This window comes from Chromohalobacter beijerinckii (assembly GCF_023061185.1).
Taxonomy (GTDB): Bacteria; Pseudomonadota; Gammaproteobacteria; order Pseudomonadales; family Halomonadaceae; genus Chromohalobacter; species Chromohalobacter beijerinckii.
Map to the genome: position 1 here is coordinate 17260 of NZ_JAKGAK010000025.1, position 22606 is coordinate 39865.

General features: G+C 60.1%; 19 protein-coding genes. 8 read left to right on the forward strand and 11 right to left on the reverse strand.

The genetic code is table 11. The features are described from left to right. Window positions 1-26: 26 nt before the first annotated feature. The gene (locus L1075_RS14535; protein ID WP_040239165.1) at window positions 27-1976 is read right to left on the reverse strand and encodes an ATP-binding cassette domain-containing protein; all 1950 of its coding nucleotides are present in this window, start codon (window positions 1974-1976) and stop codon (window positions 27-29) included. Window positions 1977-2138: 162 nt separating this feature from the next. Between L1075_RS14535 and L1075_RS14540 the strand changes: the two genes are divergently transcribed. After that, complete coding sequence (locus L1075_RS14540; RefSeq protein ID WP_052444851.1) at window positions 2139-2945, forward strand: TatD family hydrolase; 807 nt, start codon at window positions 2139-2141, stop codon at window positions 2943-2945. A 1-nt stretch (window position 2946) separates the two neighbouring features. Further along, entirely contained in the window at window positions 2947-3423 is a 477-nt protein-coding gene (locus tag L1075_RS14545) for a hypothetical protein (protein WP_246942527.1), read from the forward strand. Window positions 3424-3434: 11 nt separating this feature from the next. Here the strand turns inward: L1075_RS14545 and L1075_RS14550 are convergent, their stop codons facing one another. Continuing rightward, the gene (locus L1075_RS14550) at window positions 3435-3971 is read right to left on the reverse strand and encodes an HPP family protein (protein ID WP_261507621.1); all 537 of its coding nucleotides are present in this window, start codon (window positions 3969-3971) and stop codon (window positions 3435-3437) included. Window positions 3972-4061: 90 nt separating this feature from the next. Continuing rightward, the gene (locus L1075_RS14555) at window positions 4062-4607 is read right to left on the reverse strand and encodes an elongation factor P hydroxylase (RefSeq protein WP_246942531.1); all 546 of its coding nucleotides are present in this window, start codon (window positions 4605-4607) and stop codon (window positions 4062-4064) included. A gap of 190 nt (window positions 4608-4797) precedes the next feature. Here L1075_RS14555 and L1075_RS14560 point away from each other — a divergent pair, with 190 nt between their 5' ends. From L1075_RS14560 to L1075_RS14585, 6 genes are all read left to right on the forward strand, one after another. Continuing rightward, window positions 4798-6201 (forward strand): MATE family efflux transporter, encoded by a 1404-nt coding sequence (locus L1075_RS14560; protein ID WP_378111695.1) that lies wholly within the window; start codon window positions 4798-4800, stop codon window positions 6199-6201. A 101-nt stretch (window positions 6202-6302) separates the two neighbouring features. Then, a complete protein-coding gene (locus tag L1075_RS14565) occupies window positions 6303-8216 on the forward strand; it encodes a sensor histidine kinase (RefSeq protein ID WP_246942535.1) in 1914 nt (637 codons plus the stop codon). After that, window positions 8209-9594, forward strand: a complete 1386-nt coding sequence (locus tag L1075_RS14570) for a sigma-54-dependent transcriptional regulator (RefSeq protein WP_097023096.1) — start codon at window positions 8209-8211, stop codon at window positions 9592-9594. The genes L1075_RS14565 and L1075_RS14570 overlap by 8 nt, the downstream gene beginning before the upstream one ends. A 311-nt stretch (window positions 9595-9905) precedes the next feature. Next, on the forward strand, window positions 9906-10883 hold the full coding sequence (locus L1075_RS14575; protein ID WP_179000167.1) for a TAXI family TRAP transporter solute-binding subunit: 978 nt from the start codon (window positions 9906-9908) through the stop codon (window positions 10881-10883). Between the two features lie 86 nt (window positions 10884-10969). Further along, window positions 10970-13147, forward strand: a complete 2178-nt coding sequence (locus tag L1075_RS14580; RefSeq protein WP_246942537.1) for a TRAP transporter permease — start codon at window positions 10970-10972, stop codon at window positions 13145-13147. Between the two features lie 167 nt (window positions 13148-13314). Further along, window positions 13315-14019, forward strand: coding sequence for a hypothetical protein (locus L1075_RS14585; RefSeq protein ID WP_246942539.1), 705 nt, complete (start codon window positions 13315-13317; stop codon window positions 14017-14019). A gap of 12 nt (window positions 14020-14031) precedes the next feature. Here the strand turns inward: L1075_RS14585 and tusA are convergent, their stop codons facing one another. The 8 genes from tusA to L1075_RS14625 all read right to left on the reverse strand — a co-directional run bounded on the left by tusA (window position 14032) and on the right by L1075_RS14625 (window position 22324). After that, entirely contained in the window at window positions 14032-14286 is a 255-nt protein-coding gene (gene tusA / locus L1075_RS14590) for a sulfurtransferase TusA (protein WP_040239149.1), read from the reverse strand. Window positions 14287-14343: 57 nt separating this feature from the next. Further along, entirely contained in the window at window positions 14344-15417 is a 1074-nt protein-coding gene (gene rlmM, locus L1075_RS14595; RefSeq protein ID WP_040239148.1) for a 23S rRNA (cytidine(2498)-2'-O)-methyltransferase RlmM, read from the reverse strand. A 128-nt stretch (window positions 15418-15545) separates the two neighbouring features. After that, a complete protein-coding gene (locus tag L1075_RS14600) occupies window positions 15546-16673 on the reverse strand; it encodes an ABC transporter ATP-binding protein (protein ID WP_075368710.1) in 1128 nt (375 codons plus the stop codon). A 14-nt stretch (window positions 16674-16687) separates the two neighbouring features. Next, the gene (locus L1075_RS14605; RefSeq protein ID WP_040239144.1) at window positions 16688-17566 is read right to left on the reverse strand and encodes a carbohydrate ABC transporter permease; all 879 of its coding nucleotides are present in this window, start codon (window positions 17564-17566) and stop codon (window positions 16688-16690) included. Then, on the reverse strand, window positions 17559-18488 hold the full coding sequence (locus L1075_RS14610; RefSeq protein ID WP_040239142.1) for a carbohydrate ABC transporter permease: 930 nt from the start codon (window positions 18486-18488) through the stop codon (window positions 17559-17561). Before L1075_RS14610 ends, L1075_RS14605 begins: the two co-directional genes overlap by 8 nt. Window positions 18489-18559: 71 nt before the next feature. Then, a complete protein-coding gene (locus tag L1075_RS14615) occupies window positions 18560-19813 on the reverse strand; it encodes an ABC transporter substrate-binding protein (protein ID WP_040239139.1) in 1254 nt (417 codons plus the stop codon). 358 nt (window positions 19814-20171) lie between these two features. Beyond that, a complete protein-coding gene (locus L1075_RS14620; protein ID WP_246895555.1) occupies window positions 20172-21614 on the reverse strand; it encodes an ATP-binding protein in 1443 nt (480 codons plus the stop codon). Next, complete coding sequence (locus tag L1075_RS14625) at window positions 21611-22324, reverse strand: response regulator (protein ID WP_097023104.1); 714 nt, start codon at window positions 22322-22324, stop codon at window positions 21611-21613. Before L1075_RS14625 ends, L1075_RS14620 begins: the two co-directional genes overlap by 4 nt. Window positions 22325-22606: the final 282 nt, after the last annotated feature.

Consider the following 22606-nt stretch of genomic DNA (forward strand, 5'->3'; position numbering starts at 1 on the left):
GTCGAACGTGCCCGGCGCGCCGCCACTTACTCGCCCTCGGCCATTGCTTCCAGTTCCATCCAGCGCGACATTGCCTCATCCAGCTCGGCTTGCTTGGCCTCCAGTGCTTCCAAGCGCCGAGTAACTGTCTCAGCATCTTGCTGGTAGAACTCAGGGGCGCCCACTTCCGCTTCGAAGTCGGCGATGTCGGCTTCCAACGTCTCGATGGTGGCCGGCAGTTGATCCAGTTCGCGCTGCAACTTGTAGGAAAGCTTGACCCGCTTGGACGTAGCCGACGCCGTTGAGGCCTCGCTCTTGCTGGGTTCAGGACTGGCGGGCGCGGACGTCGAGGGCTCGGCCTCACGGGCCGGCAGCACGTTCGCCGCATTGCCGAACTCGCCAGGCGCCGGGGGCAACTTGCCGCCCTGACGCACCCAGTCGCTATACCCGCCGACATACTCCTGAACGCGACCTTCGCCCTCGAAGGCCAGTACGCTGGTGACCACGTTGTCCATGAAGGCGCGGTCGTGTGAAACCAGCAGCAGGGTACCGTCGAAATCGAGCAGCAACTCCTCGAGCAACTCGAGTGTCTCGACGTCCAAGTCGTTGGTCGGTTCGTCAAGCACCAGGACGTTGGCCGGCTGGGTGAACAACTTCGCCAGCAATAAGCGGTTGGATTCCCCGCCCGAGAGGGCCTTGACCGGCTGACGAACGCGGTCCGGCGAGAACAGGAAGTCTTGCAGGTAGCTCATGACATGCTTGTCCTTGCCACCCACCTGAACGCGGTCGCTGCCCTGAGCCACGTTGTCGTAGACCGTCTTCTCGAGTTCGAGCCCGGCACGCAGCTGATCGAAATAGGCAACGCTCAGGTTGGTGCCCATCCGTACTTGTCCTTCGGAGGGCTCGAGCTCCCCCAGCAAGATCTTCAGCAACGTGGTCTTGCCGGCGCCATTGCGACCGATGAAGCCAATACGATCGCCACGCTGAATTTCAAGCGATAGATCGCGCACCACCCAATCGTCGCCGAAACGTTGACTGACACCGGTGAGTTCAACGACGCGCTTGCCGGTACGCTCGCCGCTGTCGACGCTGAGCTGCGCGCGGCCCACGCGCTCACGACGTTCGGCACGCTCGCCACGCATCTTCTCGAGCGCCCGCACGCGACCTTCGTTGCGCGTGCGGCGTGCCTTGATGCCCTGACGAATCCAGCTCTCTTCTTTAGCGAGCTTCTTGTCGAATTCGGCGCGCTCTCGCGCTTCGACCTCAAGCTCATGCTGCTTTTGCTCCTGATACGCCGCGTAATCACCGGGATAACGCCCCAGTAATCCGCGGTCGAGCTCGAGAATATTGGTCGCCAGTCGCGACAGGAAGGCCCTGTCGTGGGTAATGAATAGCACCGAACCATTGAAGGCGAGCAACTGCTCTTCCAGCCAGCCAATGGTATCCAGGTCGAGATGGTTGGTCGGCTCATCGAGCAACAGCACATCCGGGTTGGCTACCAGGGCGCGCGCCAGTGCCACGCGACGCCGCCAGCCCCCGGAGAGGCTTACCATTTCGGTATCTTCCGGCAGCCCCAGACGCGAGAGAATGGTGTCGATGCGTTGATGAAACGACCAGCCATCCACCGATTCAAGCTGGGTTTGCAGCCGCTCAAGCTCGTCCATGTCGGGCGAATCGCTCATCACCAGGTGGTGATAAGCGCTCAGCAAGGCGCCTGCCTCGGGCAGGCCCTGGGCGACCACATCGAAAATGGTGTTACCGCTGGCATCCGGCAGTTCCTGCGCCAGAACGCCCACCTTCAGTCCCGGCGCGCGCCAGATGTGTCCTCCATCGGGCAACGCCTCACCGGCAATCAGCTTGAGGAGCGTCGATTTGCCCGTGCCGTTGCGCCCCACCAGCGCCAAGCGCTCTCCTTTCTCCAAGGTGAGTTCGGCATGATCCAGCAGGACCTGGGGGCCGTAAGCCAATTGCACCTGTTCCAGACGTAACAGCGTCACGCGTAACCACCTCGTTGACAGACATTCGTAGTAAAGACACTAGTGTAACGCATGGTCGCCTCCTAGGTCCGGGGGTAGAATGGTGGGTTTTCGCGACTCATTGGGCTGGAGAGATCTTCCGTGACACACGACGACGCCAATCCGCTACCTGACGCGCTGCGCATGACATCGCCCGCGCCCCTGGTCGACATCGGCGCGAACCTGACGCACGAAAGCTTCGCCAAGGATGTCGACGCCGTACTCGGGCGTGCCCACGCGGCCCAGGTAGCGACCCTGATCCTCACCGGCACCGACATGGCGCACAGTGAACAAGCCGCCGCTCTGGCGCATCGCCATGACGGCCTCTACGCCACGGCGGGACTGCACCCGCATATGGCGAGCCACTGGGATGCCACGCTGGAGAGCGCCATGCGGGCGTTGCATACCGATGCCAAGGTCGTCGCCGTAGGCGAATGCGGGCTGGACTTCAACCGCAACTTTTCCACCCCTGCCGAGCAAGAACGCGCCCTCGAAGCCCAGCTCGGCCTGGCCGTCGAAAGCGGCCTGCCGCTATTTCTGCATGAGCGCGACGCCGGCCCCCGGATGCGCGAAATCCTGCGTCACTGGCGCGACGATATCGGCGACGCCGTTATCCATTGTTTCACCGCCGATCGCGAGACCCTGCATGGCTACCTGGATCTCGATGTGCATATCGGCCTGACCGGCTGGCTGTGCGATGAGCGCCGCGGCCATCATCTGCGCGAGATCGTCGGCGACATTCCTGCCGAGCGCTTGATGGTCGAAACCGATTGCCCGTACTTGTTGCCGCGCAACCTGCCGGCCAAGCTCAAGGGACGCCGTCACGAACCGGCACTGCTGCCTTGGATCGTCCGTGAGATCGCCCATTGGCGCGGTGAAAGCGAGGCGACGCTGGCCGCCGCAACGACGGCCACAGCACGCCGATTCTTCCAACTCGACGAGGAGCAATGACATGGACTTTCCCGGTTTCATCACCATCGAAACCGGCGACGAGGACGCGCTTCCCGTCGCCATTTCCTGGGCCCTGCCCGATGGCCAGATCAAGCATGCGCTGATCCAACCCGACGACGACTGGCTCGACGAGGATCTCCTCAAACTCGGCGACTATAGCCTAGACGAACTGCGCAGCCTGGGCCTCAGCCCCCTGGACGTGTTGCGCGAGCTGGAGACCGATCACTTCAACGTGACACTCTATACTGCGGGGGTTGGCGACGACGAGGCTGCACTATCGCGCCTGTTCGAGGACTTCGCGGTGACGCCTTTCGTCGAACTGGCGCCGGCAGAAACGCTCTACCCCGACCTCGGCCCGGGAGAATGGACGCGCGCCCGGGGCGAACTGTTCGGCGATCTCGGGCTCGAGCCCATGCGCGCCGATCACGAAGTGCAGGTCATGCTATATCTGCACCAGCGCTTGCGCGGCGAAGAATAGCGCCGATGGCGTTATCTCCAATGCAAGGGGTAACGCCGATGGCGCGCCAGGTTATTGATCAGCACGGCCACGCTCAGCATGATCACGCAACCCGCCGCCACGGGAATGAACGCGAAGTGCCACGCTAATCCATGGACGTCGTCACTGCCAATGACGGCGATCAATGCCGTGGCACCCCCTGGCGGATGCAGGGTATGCGTAAGCTGCATTATCAGGATCGCAGTCGAGACCGCCGCCGCCGCTGCGATCCACCCCGCCCCAAGCAACTGAAAGCATGCCACTCCCACCAAGGCTGATAGCACACTTCCGCCAATCACATTGCGCGGCTGCGCGAGCGGGCTCTCGGGCGCAGCGTAAAGCAGCACCGAGGTAGCCCCAAACGAGCCGATCAGCAGCAAGCTATGGGCAGCTATCAATGCCTCACTGAGCAGTCCCACACCTGCCATGCCGAGGAATCCGCCAACCCATGACCACAAGGCGTCACGCACGCAGGGACGGGCTCGCTTGAGTGGCTCGCCACGCATCTTTCCCAGATATGTTTTGACCATAACGTTTGCATGTCTTCCCCAATAGGGAAAAACGCATCTCTTATCACTTAGAAAATAAAGGCGCTGCCGCTCAGGCAAGCGCTGTGTTCATTACGTCGCGAGGCGAGCCTGACCCTCGGCGATCGCTGCCTCGCGCGATAGCCCACGACGGTAGAAGGCATGTAATGCATCGCGAAATGCCGCCGCTCGAAGAGGGAGGCCGGTCTCGCGATAGCGAGCCGCGCGGGCATCGACACGTGCGGCGAAGGCGTGTCGGTCGACCTCGATGCCGTCCAGGTTATCGACACTGACGTTAAAACGCAGATCGCACGCCTCGCTGAACAGCGATTCGAGCGCCTGGGGGGCGATCTCGACGCTTTCGAACTCGCGTTGCCGCGCCTCATCGCGGCCGTCCGGCGCGTACCAGTAGCCATAATCCTCGAGCTGACGGCGACGTTCCCCGGCGATGCACCAATGACTGACTTCATGCAGCGCACTGGCGAAGAAGCCATGCGCAAAGATGATCCGATGCATGGCGTGCTCGCTGTCGGCGGGACAGTACAGGGGCTCATCATCACCGCTAACCAGGCATGTTCGATACGGCACGGCAAAGATGCCGTCGAACACGGCGATGACGTCGTCGATATGATGCTCCACGCGGCCTCCTTCGAAAGCGGAGGCACATTATAGGCACTCTGCCACACGATGAAAGGCATCCTGGGGCCGCTAGAAGAAAGGCGTCCTCGGCGCACCCTTGCTAGAATGCCGCTTTTACCTATCCGGGAGGACTGATTTGACCGCGCCACAGGCCTTGTTCGCCCATAGCCTTCGTGAATCGCGCCTCTTGATGCGCCTGACACTACCCATCTGCGGCGCGCAATTGGCGCAGTCGGGCATGAGCGCGGTCGATATCATCATGGCGGGGCGTGCCAGTGCCACCGACTTGGCTGCCGTCTCGGTCGGCTCCAGCCTGTGGCTGCCGTTGATGCTTTTCATGACCGGCGCCCTGATGGGGCTCACGCCCATCGTGGCGCAGTTGTTAGGAGGCCAGCGCCAGACGGCTATTCGTCCTTACGTCCATCAGGCGCTGTGGATCGCCTTGCTGCTGGGTGGGCTCTCGGCGGCGGCTCTGTGGTTCGGCGTCGGCCCGATTTTTCGACTCATGGATGTCCCCAGCCACGTGGCCGAGCTTTCCGCCGGTTATCTGGCTGGCGTGGCGTTTGGTATGCCGGGTATTGGCCTTTATCAAGCCTTGCGCGCCTTCTCCGATGGCATGAACCATACCCGTCCTGCCTTGTGGATCAGTCTCCTGGGTCTGGGCTTCAACATTCCCTGCAACTACGCGCTGATCTATGGGGGGCCCGGCATCGTCTCGCTGTTCGGTGCTCTCACCCCCGACTGGGTCGCCGCGTTGCCTGCCCTGGGCGCTGTGGGCTGTGGCATCGCCACGGCAATTTCCATGTGGGTGATGTGCCTGGCGATGATGATCTATACGCGGCGAGCACGCGCATATGGTGAGGTCAGGCTATGGCATTCGCCGGTACCGCCTCGCCGGAGCGACATTCTTGAGCTATTGCATGTTGGCGTGCCCATCGGCGTGGCAATCTTCGTCGAGGTCACACTGTTCACCCTGATCGCCTTGTTCGTGGCACGCCTGGGGGAAGTCGTCGTCGCCGCCCACCAGATCGCGCTCAATTACACGTCGATCCTGTTCATGCTGCCGTTGTCGCTGAGCATGGCACTCACCGTGAGGGTGGGTAACACGCTGGGGCGCGGTGATATGCACGAGGCACGCTTCGTGGCCTGGAACGGCATCGTCGTGTGTCTGCTGGTCGCGTTGTTCAATGACGCCATCTTGTGGGCGACGGCCTCGCCCATCCTCGCCCTCTATACGTCGAACGCGGAGGTGCATGCGCTGGCCATGTCGCTGGTCACCCTGGCGATGCTCTATCAGATATCCGACTCACTCCAGGTCAACCTGGCCGGCGCGCTACGCGGCTACAAGGACACCCGCATCATCATGTTGATCACGGTGTTGTCATATTGGCTGATCGGCCTGGCAGGCGGCCATTGGCTGGGTCGCGGCTGGGAAGGCCATTTCGCGCCCTTCGGGATTCATGGCTATTGGCTGGGGCTGTGCGCCGGGCTGACGGTGGCCGCCTTGCTGCTCGGCTGGCGTCTGCATCATCGCGCCCGCCGTAGCCTGGCGGTAAGCGACGACTCCTCGCTCGGGACCGCGACTAAAGACTAAGCGCTGGCGCTTAACTTTAGGCAAACCGCCGCTCATCATGTGAACGTGGCCATGTGGCCCCGCGATACGCCACGTCATTTGCCACGAGTCAGCACGTTCCCATGCCCTTTCAGCGCCGCTTTCCAGTCCCGCTACGCCCGCGCACACTCTTGGTGCTGGGCGTCATCGCCGGTTTGATCCTTTGCATGTGGCAAACGTCGCGCCTGGCACGCGAGCAAGCGCTTCAGGCGCTACGTCAAGATGCCGAGAACGAGTTGCGTCTGTCGGCCGCAAGCCTCGTCGGCCATTTGTCGCGGCACGATTACCTACCGGAACTGCTGGCGTCGCGCGAAATGGTCAAGCGCTTCCTGAGCGACCCCGACGCTCAGGACCCGATGCCTTTGAACCGGCTACTGGATCGCTTCCGCGCCACCGCCAATGTGTCGGACATCTATTTGCTCGACCACACCGGTGAAACCATCGCCGCCAGTAACTGGCATCGACCCGATACGTTCATTGGCCAGAACTATCATTTTCGCCCCTATTATCAACAAGCGATGAACGGCGAAAATGGCAGTTTCTATGGGCTGGGCACGCAATCCCAAGACCGCGGTTACTATTTCTCGGCACCGGTGTGGCTCGACGAGACCGCTGCCGAGGCTCGCCCCGATGGCGTCATGGTGCTCAAGGTTCTGCTCGACACGGTGGAAGCGGGGTGGGCCGAGCAGGATGCCGAACTCCTGGTCACCGATCATGATGGAGTCATCTTCATGGCTAGCCATCCCGAGTTGCGTTTGACGACCATGGCGCCGTTGACGACCGCTCAGCGCCAGGCCGTGACCGCTTCCCGACGCTACGGGGACGCAGCGCTACCGCCCTCGGGGCTACGTGAACATCATCGCCGAGATACCCGTACGCGTCTCGTGGGCTTCGACTCGGGCCCGCTCGCCGGGCAACGCTATCTAAGCCTGGCCCGTCCCATGGCCGATTTCGACTGGCATATTCATATCCAAAAACCGCTGACGCCCGTCCATCAGGCCCAGTGGCTAGCGGCCGTGCTGGCCGGCGGGCTCTACGGGCTCATCGCGCTAGGCGTCGGCATCGGTTGGCAGCGCCTACGCTTGCGTCGCGAGCGGGAACGCTTCGCGGAGCGCGAGCGACACACCCTGGCCCAGGCACGGGACGAGCTCGAACGCCACGTAGAAAGCCGAACCCGTGATCTGGTCGCCACCAACCGTCGGCTGTCGGCGGAGATCGAGGAGCGCCAACGTGCCGAAGATAGTCTACGCGCCACACGGGATGAGTTGGTTCAAGCCGCCAAGCTCGCCGTCCTCGGGCAATTGGCCGCCGGCATCAATCATGAGCTCAACCAACCACTGGCGGCCATTCGCGCCTATACCGAGAACGCGCGCGCCTTCATCGCTCGACAACGAGTCGAGAGCGCCGACGCCAATCTGGCCCAAGTCCTCGAGCTCACCGAGCGTATGGCGGATATCAGTGCCCAGCTCCGCCAGTTCTCGCGCAAGAGCGGCGACAACCTCACGGCAGTGGCCGTCACGCCCTGCTTTGCGTACGCGCTGCGCCTGTTTCAATCGCGCATTCAGGAAAGCCAGGTCACCATCGCGCAGCATTGGCCCACGCAGGAGGCATGGGTACGTGCCGACCCGGTACGGCTCGAACAGGTGCTGGTGAATCTCATCGGCAATGCCCTGCAGGCAATGAGCGAGATACCCGAGCCCCGCCTGACACTCGCTATCGTCGCCGAAGCTACATGCGTCCATCTGGATGTCATCGATAATGGGCCAGGCATTCCCGAAGCGCATTTGACACGCATTTTCGAGCCCTTCTATACCACGAAGACCATGGGCAGTGGGCTGGGGCTAGGGCTTTCGATCTCGCGACGCATCATCGAAGATCTCGGTGGCCAGCTCGACGCCAGCGGTCATAATGACGGCGGCGCCCATTTCCGTGTCACACTTCCCCGCATCGCGGATCCCGATGATCCCGCGCGCCCCGAGGAAAGCTCTCATGCATGAAACGTCCGCCATTCCTGTCATGCTCGTCGACGATGAGGCCCATCTGCGTATCACCGCCAGCCAGACATTGGAGTTGGCGGGCTATGCGCCCGATGTGCATGAAAGCGCGGAATCTGCGCTCGCGGCATTGAGTACGGACTTCCCAGGCGTGCTGGTTAGTGACATCCGCATGCCCGGCATGGATGGCATGGCCTTGCTGCGCGAAGTCCGCCATCGCGACCCCGACTTGCCGGTGGTATTGATCACCGGGCACGGCGATATTTCCACCGCCGTGGAAGCCATGCGCGATGGCGCCTGGGACTTTTTGGAGAAGCCTTTCGCGGGAGAACGCCTGGTGGAGGTCGTTCGGCGTGGCATCGAGAAGCGTCGCCTGAGCCTGGAAAATCGTCACCTGAAGGCTGAACTCGAGGCGCAGCAATCGACTCCGGGGCCCCGCCTGGTGGGGCGCGCGCCCGCCATTCAGCAACTCGCCTCGATGGTGCAGCGTATCAGCCAAGTCGAAACCGATGTGTTGCTCTACGGCGAGACGGGCACCGGCAAGGACCTGGTCGCACGCGCCGTTCACGAGCGCAGTTCGCGCGGCGGCAAACCCTTTGTCGCCATCAATTGCGGGGCCGTGCCGGAAAGCACCATCGAATCCGAGTTATTCGGGCATGAAAAAGGCGCCTTTACCGGCGCGGTGGAACGTCGCGTGGGCAAATTCGAACATGCCAACGGCGGCACCGTGTTCCTCGACGAAATCGAGTCGATGCCGCTGTCGCTGCAGGTCAAGCTGCTACGTGTGCTTCAGGAACGTGCCGTGGAGCGTCTCGGGTCGAATGACTTGGTGACACTCGATATACGCGTGATCGCTGCCACCAAGACGGACCTCAAGCTCGCCGCCGAGGCGGGACAATTTCGCGAGGATCTCTATTACCGACTCAATGTGGTGACTTTGCCGATTCCCTCGCTACGCGAGCGCCGCGAGGATATTCCCTTGCTCTTTCAGCACTTCGTTGCCGTCTCCGCCAGCCGCAGCGGGCTGGAAGCGCCGCCGCTCGACAGTCAGGGGGTTTCTGCCTTGCTGGCCCACGATTGGCCGGGCAATGTCCGCGAGCTACGCAATGTCGCCGAGCGCTACGTGTTGCTGGGGGCGACCTGTGACTATAGCCTCGAGACGCTACTTCAAGGCGCGCATAAAGATAATGGCGATTTACCGCTTGCCCAACAGGTCGAAGTGTTCGAAAAGAGCGTGATCAATCAAGCACTGGTTCGCTACCAGGGATGCGTCACCGATATATGCGATCGACTGGGCGTGCCTCGCAAGACACTTTACGACAAACTGAAAAAACACGGCTTGAAGGCTGAGGATTACCGCCACATCGTCGAGACGGAGTAACCTCGCTTACTTGAGGCGGCGCTATTCTCGGCGCTTGAATAAGCCCCATCGCCCTCCTTCCCCCTATGCATCAGTCTCTCTGTGCGGAAATCCGCACAAGGTGTAGGCCACTTTGTGCGGACTTCCAGCCATGACAGGTCGACACCTCTTCCACCTTCGTCGAATAGATGTGGCGTAACTTAATGAAAAATAAAGATTAATCAAAACATGGAATGGCGGTTGCCCTGATAGTACGTATTTAACGAGTTTGATGCCCAGCATCGCTCGGCAATGGATACGCATAACCACAATCGATATCGGGAGAATTCGCCATGTCTATCAAGACACACGCCTTGACCGCCACTATCGCGGGGGCCATGTGCCTCGCCACCGTGGCACAAGCCGACCGTGAGGATTGGCCGGAAAACTTTACCGTGGGCACCGCCAGCCAGGGTGGCACTTACTTCGTGTATGGCTCCGGCTGGGCCAACATGATCGCCGATGAACTAGGGCTCTCGGGGGGCGGCGAAGTCACCGGTGGCCCCAACCAGAACCTGGCCCTGGTACACACGGGTGAGGTGGCTCTTGGCCTGACCACCATGGGCCCAGCGGCCGATGCCGTGGCCGGCAAGAGCTCACTGGCGCCGGGCGTTAAAATGGACAATGTCTGTGCGCTGTTCCCAATGTACGAGACGCCGTTTTCCATCACCACGCTCGCCGACAGCGGTATCGAGTCGATCTCCGATATTCCCGACGGGGCCAGCATCGGTTTCGGCCCAGCGGCTTCCACCTCGGATACCTACTTTCCGGCCATGCTCGAAACGCTGGGTGTCGAGTTCGACCGTCGTAACGGCGGCTGGAATGATTTGGGCGGACAATTGCAGGACGGCCTGATCGACGTCATCGCCTTCGCCGCCGGTATTCCGATTCCCGCCGTCAGCCAACTCGAGGTGCAAACCGACGTCAATATCGTCGAGTTCACCGAAGAGGAACAGGCCAAGGTGATGGAAGAATTCCCGGTCTCGGCATTCTCGATTCCCGCCGATACCTACCAGACCCTCGAAGACGATGCGCGCGCGGTCTCCATGTGGAACTTCACCATCGCCGGCTGCGACCTCCCCGAGGACTTCGTCTATGAGATCACCAAGCTGAGCATGGAAAACAACGACAAGATGCGCGATATCCACCGCAGCGCCGAGTTCAGCGTTCCGGAGAACCTCAAGTACAACACCGTACTGCCCTTCCATCCGGGTGCGGTGCGCTGGTACGAGGAAAATGGCTACGACATCCCCGAAAAACTGAAGCGCTAAGTCGGTCGTTTAGCTAAACGCCACCCCGCGTCGCCACGATGCGGGGTGGCATGCATGCCATCCTATTCACACCCAAGGGTGTTTTCATGTCTCAACATTCTCAATCCCGTGACGAGGGAGCCGACGACGTCGTCCAGTCCGTCAATGCCGACGGTGTCGACGAGGTCGCCGTCGAATCCAACCGACGTCTCTACGGTGGATGGCAATGGTGGTTGTTCGGCACCCTGGCCATCGTCTATTCACTGTTTCATCTGGTCTCGCTCAACCTCTACCCTCTCGAGACTTGGTCGTTTCGTATTTTGCACATCGCCGGTGCCCTGATATTGGGCTATGGCTTCTACGCTGGTACCCAATTCGCCGAGACTCCACAGGCGCGCTCGAGTGCTTGGCTGCGTTGGTTGAGCTATGCCATGTTGATCCCTGCGCTCTATGCCTTGGTCCGGGTGGCGATGATGTACCAAACGATGAACGACGGCGCCATGCGCATCGCCCCCGAGATTGAAGCCTGGCACTTCGGCTATCCGTTGCTGCTGGCCACCGTAGCGGGCATCGTACTGTCATGGAGCTATCGTCAGGTTCGCGACGGGCTGTCGCCAGCGGATGCGGTGTTGATGGCTTGCTCGCTGGCCGTGGCCGGCTACCTGCTGGTGATGTTCAACAGTCAGCTACGCGCCTCCACCGGCACGCCATTCGCTCCCATGGGGATTTCCTACGCGGCCATTGCCGGTTCGCTGCTGATTCTGGAATTGACGCGCCGCGTCGCCGGTCTCGCGCTGGTCATCATCTCCACGATCTTTTTGGTTTATGTCTTTGTCGGCCCGCATCTTCCAGGCTTTCTCGGCTACCCGGGTCTCTCGGTGGGTCGATTCTTCAGCCAGGTCTACACGGATGCCGGCATTCTCGGCCCTACCACCGCCGTTTCCTCGACCTACATCATCTTGTTCATTATCTTCGCGGCGTTTCTGCAGGCCTCTAAGGTCGGTGACTATTTCGTCAACTTCGCCTTTGCCGCCGCCGGCCGTGCACGTGGCGGCCCCGCCAAGGTCTCGATCTTCGCGTCAGGTTTGATGGGCATGATCAACGGCACCTCCGCCGGCAATGTGGTCTCCACCGGTTCGCTGACCATTCCGCTGATGAAGAAAGTCGGCTATCCCGCACGCAGCGCTGGCGCCATCGAGGCAGCCGCTTCCACTGGCGGTCAGATCATGCCCCCGATCATGGGCGCCGGGGCCTTCATCATGGCCGAGATCACCGGCATCCCTTATACCGAGATCGCCATCGCTGCCTTGATCCCGGCAATTCTGTATTTCGCCTCGGTTTATTTCATGGTCGATTTCGAGGCCGCTCGTAAAGGCATGCACGGCATGCGCAAGGACGAGATCCCGCGTTTCTCGAAACTCGTCAAACACGTCTACCTGTTCGCGCCGATCATCATTCTGATCGCGGCGCTGTTCATGGGTTACTCGGTGATTCGCGCGGGCACGCTAGCGACGGCATCCGCCGCCGTGGTGAGCTGGGTCTCGCCTAACAAGATGGGAATACGCGCCATCCTCAAGGCACTGCAGCTGGCCGGGACGATGTCGATTCAGATCATCGCCGTGTGCGCCTGTGCCGGGCTGATCGTCGGCGTGATCGCGCTGACAGGGGTTGGAGCCCGCTTCTCGTCGTTGCTGCTCGGCCTGGCCGGCGTCAGTCAATTGTTGGCGCTACTCTTCGCCATGTGCATCAGTATCCTGCTGGGCATGGGCATGCCGACCACCGCTGCTTACGCCGTCGCGGCATCCGTGGTGGCTCCCGGCTTGATCGACATCGGCATTCAGCCACTGGTGGCGCACTTCTTCGTGTTCTATTTCGCGGTCGTCTCGGCCATCACACCGCCGGTGGCGCTAGCGTCCTACGCGGCAGCGGGAATCTCGGGCGACAACGCCATGGGAACCTCCGTGGCCTCGTTCAAGATTGGCCTGGCGGCCTTCATCGTGCCGTTCATGTTCTTCTACAGCCCAGCCATGCTGATGGAGGGCTCGTGGCTACAGATCCTGCGTGTCGGTGTCACTGCGACACTCGGCATCGTGCTGCTGTCAGCCACCGTGCAAGCGTGGTTCTTCGGACCGGTCAAGGCGTGGCAGCGCCTGGTGATGCTGATAGGTGCGCTGTGCATGATTTATGGCGGCATCTACACCGATATCATCGGCCTGATGATCGGCGTGGGACTGTTCGCTATGCAACGCACTCGTAATGGCACGTCTACCGCCACGCCGCGCTGATTTGCGGGGATCGTGCCACCTCCACACGCCCCCGTTCGGCTTGGCCGTTCGGGGGCGTGACGTGTAGTAACCGAAAAAACACGACCTCGGTGCTTAACTTTCCACGTTGGCCTGTGCTAATAGTGAAGTGAGGTCTTGGCCTATTACTGCTGCGCAAGGAGGTTGCCATGGGTAACGTTTCGTCCCCACGCACCGCCCGGGTCATTGACCTGGACACCATGAGGCAGCGACGTCAGGCCCAGCGCCGCATTCTACGCTTGGCGCCTGAGCTGGATGGACTTGAGATGCTGTATCACCTGGCTTCGGACCCGGACACACTGTATGGCATGCCGCTGTTGGCCTGGGGACTCCGCGAAAGCGGCGAGGTGGTAGGCCTCCTGGTGCCCTGGATGGAAACTCTGACCGCCTGCCATGAGATGGACAGTCCCGATAATGGGCGCTTTTTCGGCTATCGTGATCCCGAAACGGAAGAGATCTTCCACACACCGCCCGAGCATAAAGTCTATGAACTGGAACACGCCGCCGCGTATTTCGATTATGAAGAAACGTCGGCACCGACCCTGATACAGCAGTTGCCCGATACCCAGGGTACGCATGCGCTGTGCCTCGCCAGCGACGGGGAGAGCTGGCAACTCAAGCAGGTATTTGGCTGGCGCTTGTACAACGACGGCAACATGGAATCGCTACTCGTCGACGAGAAACGTGTCGAGCAGACGCCGATCGTGGCTGGCGATGCCTGCCTCTATGCCGGCCATAGCCGCCATGCGACGGTGTATTACTTCCAGCGTCATATCGCCAATCAGATCAAGCAACAGGACCCCACCACAATGGAGGCCCTCGCCGTGATGACGACGCCTTCCTCATCGTCTTGACGGAGAAGGGCGTCACGCTAGACGAATGACATAGCGATAACGCTCGTCTTCTTCCTGCGACTGGGCGACGAGTTCATGGCCCAGGAAGGTACAGAACTTGGGGACGTCGCGCGTCGTGGCGGGGTCCGTGGCGATGACTTCCAGAAGTTGGCCAACGTTCATGTCCCGTACCTGATTGTGCATCATCATGATCGGTTCGGGACAATACAGGCCAGATGTATCCAGCACGGCATCCGGCGTGGGCAGGGACGTATCGGGATCGGACATAAATGACGTAACCTCGTGTTCGCTCAGGTTCGATGATGCGCTATCGCCGTGGCGACCTCAATCCTGCAAGTACACATGCACGGTCACTTCCTCGCGATCGTGGTAAAGGTGTCGAGCGCGTATCCGTGCCCGCACACCGGCTCGATGCAGGCTATCCTCAAGGCGTGCCAGGCAACGTGCCACTTCTTCCCAGCGCTTCTTCATGGGCAGTTTCAGGTTGAAGATCGCTTCACGGCACCACTGCTTGATCAACCAGCGCTCCACCATGTCGATGACGCGCATGGGTTTATCGACGATGTCGCACACTAACCAGTCTAGGCGCATCGGGGGCTCCCAGACGAAGGCATCCTCGCGCAAGTGCTCGACTTGCCCCGTGGCCATCAGCGTCGCGTCCATGGGGCCATTGTCGATGGCATAGACATACATGCCTTGGCGCACGAGCTGATAGGTCCAGCCTCCGGGTGCGGCGCCGAGATCGGCCGCCTGCATGGCATCGTTGAGGCGCGCCGGCCAGGCGTCACGCGGTACGAAGACATGCCAGGCTTCTTCGAGCTTGAGGGTCGAGCGACTCGGCGCTTCACGCGGGAACTTCAGGCGCCATATGCCGCCGAGATGCTCGGCACGGTTACCAGGGAAGCTGATCGCCAGCTGGACACGATCCCCTGCCGTCCAGAATAGATGCAAGCGCCGGCCACCCGCCTTACGACGCAGCGCACCGCGCTTTTTGAGCGTGCTTTCCAACGGTTTGCTCAAGGCTTTCATCAAACCGGCCAGCGCCTTCTCTTCGTTGGTATCCGGCGTTTCCTGCCAGACCGATTCGAACGACCAGCCGCTGGCGACGACGAGTTCGATGATCGCCGTCAGCCGGTCGTCGCGCGGCAAGTCTTCCAGGGGCGGAAACGCCACCAGCGATTGTCGCGCGAACACCAGAGCCTCGAGCGGTAGGCGACGATGCACGTCATTGGCAGGTGTAGAGGGGCCGAGCACGAAACGCACATGGCCGCTGCCCGGCGCCGCGATGGGGTATCCCACCTGCCCCATGTCGGCGACCTTGTCCGAGAGTTCGGCGCTCAGGTCCTTCTCGAAACCGGGACGGCAATAGAGTAGCCACTCGTGCGGACAGACGGCCATGTTGGACTCCAGAATCGGCGGGCCGGCAGTCTAACGAGCGGAGAGTACGCGAGGCAAGCAATCATGCCCCGCGTCCTGTTGCGTCTCTGACCGTACCACGCGCGTCTGACGCCATACTATGCTACATACTACGCTAAGCGCCGCTGAGTCTTTTCATCGAACAAGACGGCGCGACTCAAGTCGGCGCGCAATGCGACACGGTCTCCCGCCACTACGCGACTCTTCGGACCGAGGCGAGCCGTTACCTCATTGCCACCCAGCCACGCTTGCAGCAAGGTATCCGCACCGGTCGGCTCGACTACTGTCGCCGTCACCTCGAGCCGCGTGCCTTCACCTGACGTTTCTTGTATGGCGTCGTCTTCGAGAAAATGCTCGGGTCGCAGCCCCAGGATCAGGTGCTCACCGACGCGAGCCGATAGTTCCTGCGTGCCACGCTCTACCGGCCATGGCAACGTCAACGCCGTCCCGCCTTGTTCCTCATCGTGGACTTGCAAGGCATAACCGCTTGCCTGACTCACGAGCGTGACGGACAGGAAGTTCATCGATGGCGAGCCCATGAAGCCTGCCACGAACATGTCCACTGGATCGTTATACACCTCATGGGGCGTACCTAACTGCAAGATTTCTCCGTCGCGCATCACCGCAATTCGATCGGCCAGCGTCATGGCCTCGATCTGGTCGTGTGTGACATAGACGATGGTGGTCCCGAGACGCTGATGCAATTTCTTGATCTCGGTACGCATTTCCACGCGCAGCTTGGCATCCAGGTTCGAGAGCGGTTCGTCGAACAGATAGATCTGCGGCTCGCGCGCCAAGGCGCGGCCCATGGCCACGCGCTGGCGCTGCCCACCCGATAGTTGTGAAGGCTTACGGTCAAGCAGCGGCGTGATTTGCAACAGCTCAGCCACGCGCGAGACCGCCTCTTCGCGCTGGGCCTTGGGCATCTTGCGCATCTCCAACCCGAAGGAAATGTTCTGCCGCACGTTCATGCTCGGATAGAGCGCATAGGACTGAAACACCATGGCGATATCGCGCTCGGACGGCGTATGCCAGGTCACGTCTTCATCACCGATGCGTATTTCGCCACTGGTGACGGGCTCGAGCCCGGCGATGGTGTTCATCAATGTCGATTTCCCGCAGCCCGAGGGGCCGACCAGGATCAGGAATTCCCCGGAATCGATCGCCAGGGAGATATCCTTGAGTACCTGCGTGCTACCGAACGTCTTGTTGACGTGACGGATGTTCAAAGCGGACATAATGACCTCTGTAATCAACCCTTGACGGATCCCGCGGTCAACCCGCGCACGAAATATTTTCCGGCCAGCACATACACCACCAATGTCGGCAAGGCGGCGATCATGGCCGCTGCCATGTCGACGTTGTACTCCTTAACGCCGGTGGAGGTGTTGACCATATTGTTGAGTGCCACCGTCACCGGCTGCGAGTCGAAGCCCGCGAACGACACCCCAAACAAGAAATCATTCCAGATCTGGGTGAATTGCCAGATGACCGTCACGGTGATGATGGGACCCGATACCGGCAGCAGAATGCGCCAGAAAATACGCCAGAAACCCGCGCCGTCTAGCTTGGCGGCAGCGATCATTTCATCGGGTATCGACACGTAATAGTTACGGAAAAAAAGCGTGGTGAACGCGATGCCATACACCACATGCACAAGCACCAAGCCACTGGTGGAACTCGCTAGCCCCAGCCAGCCCAACGTCCTCGCCATGGGCATGAGCACCACTTGGAACGGCACGAAGCAGCCGAAGAGCAGTAGGGCAAAACATAGGTTCGCGCCCCGAAAACGCCATTTGGTCAACACGTAACCATTAAGCGCGCCTACAAAAGAAGAAATCGCCACAGCGGGGACGACGATGGCTATCGAGTTGAGGAAGTATCCCGACATGCCATCACAGCGCATGCCTGTACAAGCCGAGCTCCACGCCTTGCTCCAGGCTTCGAAGGAAATCGTGCTGGGCAGCGATAAGAGGCCGCCGGCACGAATGTCATCCAGAGGTTTCAGCGATGTCAGAAGCATTACCACGAGCGGCAATAGATACACCAACGCCGCCACGATCAGCAGCGTATATAGCCCGGCTCGCCATAGTCGTGCCGAGGTCGTGTGTCGACGTACCATGTTAGCCATGTCGCTGCCCTCGCAATTCGGAATACAGATACGGCACCAGGATCGCCAATACGCCGCACAGCATCATGATCGCGCTCGCCGACCCTAGACCGATCTGCCCCCGTGTAAAGGTGTGCGCGTACATGAAGGTGGCGGGCAGGTCGGTCGCATAGCCGGGGCCGCCGCCCGTCAGCGCCATGACAAGATCGAAACTCTTGATGGCGATATGGGCGAGAATCATCACGGCGCTGAACACTACGGGACGCAGGCTCGGCAAGACGATACGTGTGTAGATACGCGGCAAACTGGCGCCATCCAGCGCTGCTGCCTGAAAGAGGCTATCGTCGATACTCCTGAGACCGGCCAGGAACAAGGCCATTACGAACCCGGACGCTTGCCATACGGCGGCAATCACCAAGGTGTAAATCGCCATGTCGCTATCGACGAGCCAGTTGAAGGTGAAGTCTTCGAATCCCCAGCCACGTACCATGGCCTGGATACCCAGCCCCGGATTGAGCAACCAGCGCCAGACGACCCCCGTCACGATCAAGGAAAGCGCCATCGGGTAGAGATAAACCGTGCGCAGCGCACCTTCCTGTCGAATACGTTGATCGAGAAAAACCGCTAGCAGTAGCCCTATCACCAGACAGCTCACGATGAACAAGCCACCGAACACCACCAGGTTAGTAGCCGCCACGTGCCAGCGTTCATTGGCAAAAAGTCGCGCGTACTGCGCGAAACCCACGAAATCGTATTGCGGCAACATCCGCGAGTTGGTCAATGACAGCAGAAACGTCCAGAGCATGTAGCCATAGACGAAAAACAACGCCACCCCGAGCGAGGGAGCGACGACCAGACGGGGCAATACACGTTCAATATGGCCCGCCAGAGAGCGACGGTGTCGTCGCTCGCCGGTAGCAGGCGCAGATACATTTGATGGCATCGACGATATCCTTTTGACAGACACAATTGCTCGCTACCGACTCAAGCCTCGGCAGCGAGCAACGACTCACCTCACTCGGCCGCGCGTACGGCGCTGACCAGTCGCTCTGAGGCGGTTTCGGCCTTCATGTCAGGATCATTGAAGAAGTTGGTGATGACATCGAACACCGCACCTTGCTGGCTATCCGACACTGCCATGCCATGTGCCAGACTGGGCACCAGCGCATCTTCGTCCATGGCGACATCGAAGGCCTCACGCGAAGCCTTGGCGCAGGCATCGAAATCGTCGAGGGAGACGTCCAAACGAACCGGAATCGACCCTTTGGCTTGGTTGAACTGAACCTGGAAATCCTTCGACAGAACGATACTCGCCAGGTCCAGTTGGGCCTGTTGCTTACCTTCGTCGTCGACATCGAACATGGCCAGGCTATCGGTGTTGTAGGAGAACATGCTTTCGGTCATCGGCGGGGCAACGCATTCGTAGTCCTCGCCCGGCGTCATGCCCGCAGCGGTGAACTCTCCCTTGGCCCAGTCGCCCATGATCTGCATGGCCGCTTTGCCATTGATGACCATCGATGTAGCGATGTTCCAGTCACGGCCGGCGATGTTGTCATCCATCGTGCCGCGTAGCTTCTTGAAGGTCTTGAGCGCTTTGATCATGGTGTCGCTGGTAAGCGCCTCAGGGTCCAGGTCGACGAACGCCTTGCGATAGAAATCGCCACCCCCGATCCCCATCATGACCACTTCGAAAACGGTCGCATCCTGCCAGGGCTGGCCACCGTGAGCGAGAGGAATGTAGCCCGCCTCACGAATCTTGTCGGCGGCGTCAAAGAACTCGTCCCATGTCTGCGGCACATGATCAACGCCCGAATCTTCTAGAACCTCGGGGTTGGCCCAGATCCAGTTGATGCGATGAATATTGACGGGGACTGCGGCATAGTGACCGTCGACTTTATCGGCGGCGGCGATTTCCTCGGGAAGGAAGTCGTCCCACCCATCGGCTTCGGCAGCTTTATCGATGTTACCGAGGAACCCCATGTCGCCCCACTCTTTAATCAAAGGCCCCTTGATTTGCGCTACCGCCGGTGGGTTTCCCGAAATCGCACGCGATTTGAGCACCGTCATGGCGCTATCGCCCGCGCCGCCGGCAACCGCGAAGTCTTTCCAGGTGTGGCCCTTGGCCTCGAGTTTTTCCTTGAGCAGATTGGCGGCCTTGGCTTCGCCTCCCGAGGTCCACCAATGGAGGACTTCGATTTCAGCGGCATTGGCCTGTCCCACGGCAGCAGCCAGCAGAGCACCTGCGGCAAGCGCATGGATCGTTTTCATGGCGTAACTCCTTATGGTTGTTATCGCGACATGGGTCGCTAATCACGAGGGGATGCCCCGTGTCTTACCAGTTTCGGGAGCGGCCAGCGAAGCGTCGACGGGGCAAGGAAGAGAGAAAGAAGGCCCAAAGGGCGGTCATGCCCAGCACTGTTCACGCTCGAATGAATGGCGCAATCCGTGACTGTTATCGTTATTACGTCAGTCCCTTGTTGGCGACCATGAGCCAGCGGATCGAACGCCCCCGATCCCTGGGTTCGAGCGTAGCGTATGCCAACATGCGTTTGGGTTACCGAGTCTTACAAAGTCTTGGCGACATATTGCAGCTCTGTAATATTCAACTCAGCCACATCTAGGGAACTCAATGCGCCAAGGGTAGGCTTAGCCGGACGTTCAATCCTCCGGCAATGGATTCCTTCAAGTAGATCTCCCCACCGTGGGCTCGCACGATATGCCGAGCAATGGCAAGCCCCAGACCACTGCCCCCCGTGTGACGACTCCGTGAAGGCTCGAGCCGCACGAAAGGCTCGAAGACACGTTCCCGCTGTGCCTGGGGAATACCCGGCCCATCGTCACTGATGCCGATGACAATATGCTCGTAATCCCGGTGAAGTGCGATATCCACATGCTGCGCATAAAAAATGGCGTTCTCTATGAGATTGGCCAGACAACGCTTGAGTGCCAAGGGCTTCGCCGACAGCCATCCCGCATGCCCTTCAAGGTGGATCGAAGCACCTTCATGCACGGCAAGCTCCTCCATGAGATCTTTCACCAGCGCGTCTATGTCGATCGCAGAGGCCGTCTCATGGAGATCCAACCCTTTCACCGAAGCCAAGGCCCCTTTCACCAACTGATCCATTTCATCCAAGGAGCGTATGAAAGCCTCACGCTGAGCGGGTGAGTCGAGCATCTCGGCACGCAGGCGTAAGCGTGTGATAGGGGTTTTGAGATCATGCGAAATAGCGGAAAACAAGCGTTCGCGCTCCTCGACCTGATGGCGGATCCGTTCACTCATGCGATTGAACGCCATCGCAGTATCACGCAATTCACGTGGCCCGCGTTCAGCAAGCGGTGGCGATTCCAGATCGTCTCCCAGACGTCTTGCCGCTTTGGCCAGGATCGAGAGCGGCCGCGTCGACCTGCGTATTCCCCATAACGACAACATGATGACCGTCAGCAAGACGGCCATGGAGACGAAAAGTCGATCCCCGGATAACCAAGTGGCATCTTCCAGGGACTCCGCCATGGGAAGGGAAGTCGCGACGAATAACCAATTGCCCCCTTCGAGAGGCATTTGCACGATGAGAATAGGCGTCGACAACGGTGTGATCGCCAAGCTGCGGTGCGCCCAATGTGCGGGAAGCTCCGCAAGGGGAACTTCATTATTGAATACACGCAGGTCGCCGGGCTGTGAAAACCCGATGTACATCTCGCGTTGCCCAAGCTCTTGCTCGAGCCCATCTCGCAAATTAGCGGCCACCATCTCACGTGCGTTGCCCCCACTCGTACTCGGCAAGGCGATGCGGTGATCGTTGACGCTGACGAAGAAGCGAGTCCCGCCCATATCGCGCAATTGATCGAGCACGATGTGCCGATACTCATATGGCAACGAACTGAAATAACGTACGGTGGCGGCCAAACTTTCGGCTAGATGACGCGACAGAGTATCGAGCCTCACCAGGCGCTCACGGTTTTCCTGCCAACTCCAGATCCCGTAGCTGGCAATCTGCGCACCTAACACGCCCAGCAGCATGATCAATACGAAACGGCCCCTGAGGGTTCGCGGACGCCACCACCGCTTCACATCACCGATTCCACGGGGGCTGCCAGGACATAACCTGCTCCGCGCACGGTGCGGATCAATTGCGAATGCTGGGCATCTTCTCCCAGGCGCTGACGCAAGCGGCAGACGTGTACATCGATGGAGCGATCCAAGGGCGGCGCTCGGCGTCCCCGGCTAAGGTCGAACAAGCGCTCGCGGGACAGCACCTGCTCAGGATGATCCAGAAATACACCCAGCAGTTGATAATCCGCTCCCGATAGATGACTTCGGTTACCCGCATCGTCGATCAACTCACGCGTAATCCTATCGAGCGACCAGGGCCCGAATCGGACGATGCGTGTGGCCGCGGCTGGTAATGGTTTGACGCGGCGCAAGATCGCCTTGACGCGTGCCAGTAGTTCACGCGGATTGAACGGCTTGGCCAAATAGTCGTCGGCTCCTAGTTCGAGTCCGAGAATACGGTCGGTTTCATCCACACTCGCGGTCAGCATGATGATGGGCAAGCTGCTATGCCGGCGAAGATCGCGACAAAGCGACAATCCATCTTCTCCCGGCATCATGATGTCGAGTATCAGTAAATCGGGATCTTCATCGCGTATCAAGGTAGGTAAGGCATCGCCGTCTTCCCCCAATACGACCTTGAAGCCATGTCGCTCGAGGTAAGTTTGCAACAGCTCACGAATTTCGGCGTCGTCATCGATGACGGCCACTGTCGTATGATTCATCGTCATAGTGGGAGACGCTCCCTGCCGCTGCTTCCCAATTCGACAGAAGGCACTGCGGATATTTGTTGGTTATCGTCGCGATTCTTTATCGATGATGCGATGGCCTCCCCTACGCATCAAGCGAATCATGGGGCGACACGACCAAAGGGGGAGGAATATAACGTACATACGCAATATGGGTGAGTTTTATGAGCGCTGTGACGATACTCGACGTAGTAGTTTTTCATTCGACAGCATCAAACGCGTTGTTTTTTCAGCCCCATAAACGATAAAACCCCAGCTTCGAAA

Bases quoted from the DNA above. Each gene is read 5' to 3' on its own strand.
- L1075_RS14540 (WP_052444851.1), top strand. From the start codon at position 2,139: ATGACATCGCCCGCGCCCCTGGTCGACATCGGCGCGAACCTGACGCAC.
- L1075_RS14545 (WP_246942527.1), top strand. From the start codon at position 2,947: ATGGACTTTCCCGGTTTCATCACCATCGAAACCGGCGACGAGGACGCG.
- L1075_RS14550 (WP_261507621.1), bottom strand. From the start codon at position 3,971: ATGGTCAAAACATATCTGGGAAAGATGCGTGGCGAGCCACTCAAGCGA.
- L1075_RS14560 (WP_378111695.1), top strand. From the start codon at position 4,798: ATGCGCCTGACACTACCCATCTGCGGCGCGCAATTGGCGCAGTCGGGC.
- L1075_RS14565 (WP_246942535.1), top strand. From the start codon at position 6,303: ATGCCCTTTCAGCGCCGCTTTCCAGTCCCGCTACGCCCGCGCACACTC.
- L1075_RS14570 (WP_097023096.1), top strand. From the start codon at position 8,209: ATGCATGAAACGTCCGCCATTCCTGTCATGCTCGTCGACGATGAGGCC.
- L1075_RS14575 (WP_179000167.1), top strand. From the start codon at position 9,906: ATGTCTATCAAGACACACGCCTTGACCGCCACTATCGCGGGGGCCATG.
- L1075_RS14580 (WP_246942537.1), top strand. From the start codon at position 10,970: ATGTCTCAACATTCTCAATCCCGTGACGAGGGAGCCGACGACGTCGTC.
- L1075_RS14585 (WP_246942539.1), top strand. From the start codon at position 13,315: ATGGGTAACGTTTCGTCCCCACGCACCGCCCGGGTCATTGACCTGGAC.
- tusA (WP_040239149.1), bottom strand. From the start codon at position 14,286: ATGTCCGATCCCGATACGTCCCTGCCCACGCCGGATGCCGTGCTGGAT.
- rlmM (WP_040239148.1), bottom strand. From the start codon at position 15,417: ATGGCCGTCTGTCCGCACGAGTGGCTACTCTATTGCCGTCCCGGTTTC.
- L1075_RS14600 (WP_075368710.1), bottom strand. From the start codon at position 16,673: ATGTCCGCTTTGAACATCCGTCACGTCAACAAGACGTTCGGTAGCACG.
- L1075_RS14605 (WP_040239144.1), bottom strand. From the start codon at position 17,566: ATGGCTAACATGGTACGTCGACACACGACCTCGGCACGACTATGGCGA.
- L1075_RS14610 (WP_040239142.1), bottom strand. From the start codon at position 18,488: ATGCCATCAAATGTATCTGCGCCTGCTACCGGCGAGCGACGACACCGT.
- L1075_RS14615 (WP_040239139.1), bottom strand. From the start codon at position 19,813: ATGAAAACGATCCATGCGCTTGCCGCAGGTGCTCTGCTGGCTGCTGCC.
- L1075_RS14625 (WP_097023104.1), bottom strand. From the start codon at position 22,324: ATGACGATGAATCATACGACAGTGGCCGTCATCGATGACGACGCCGAA.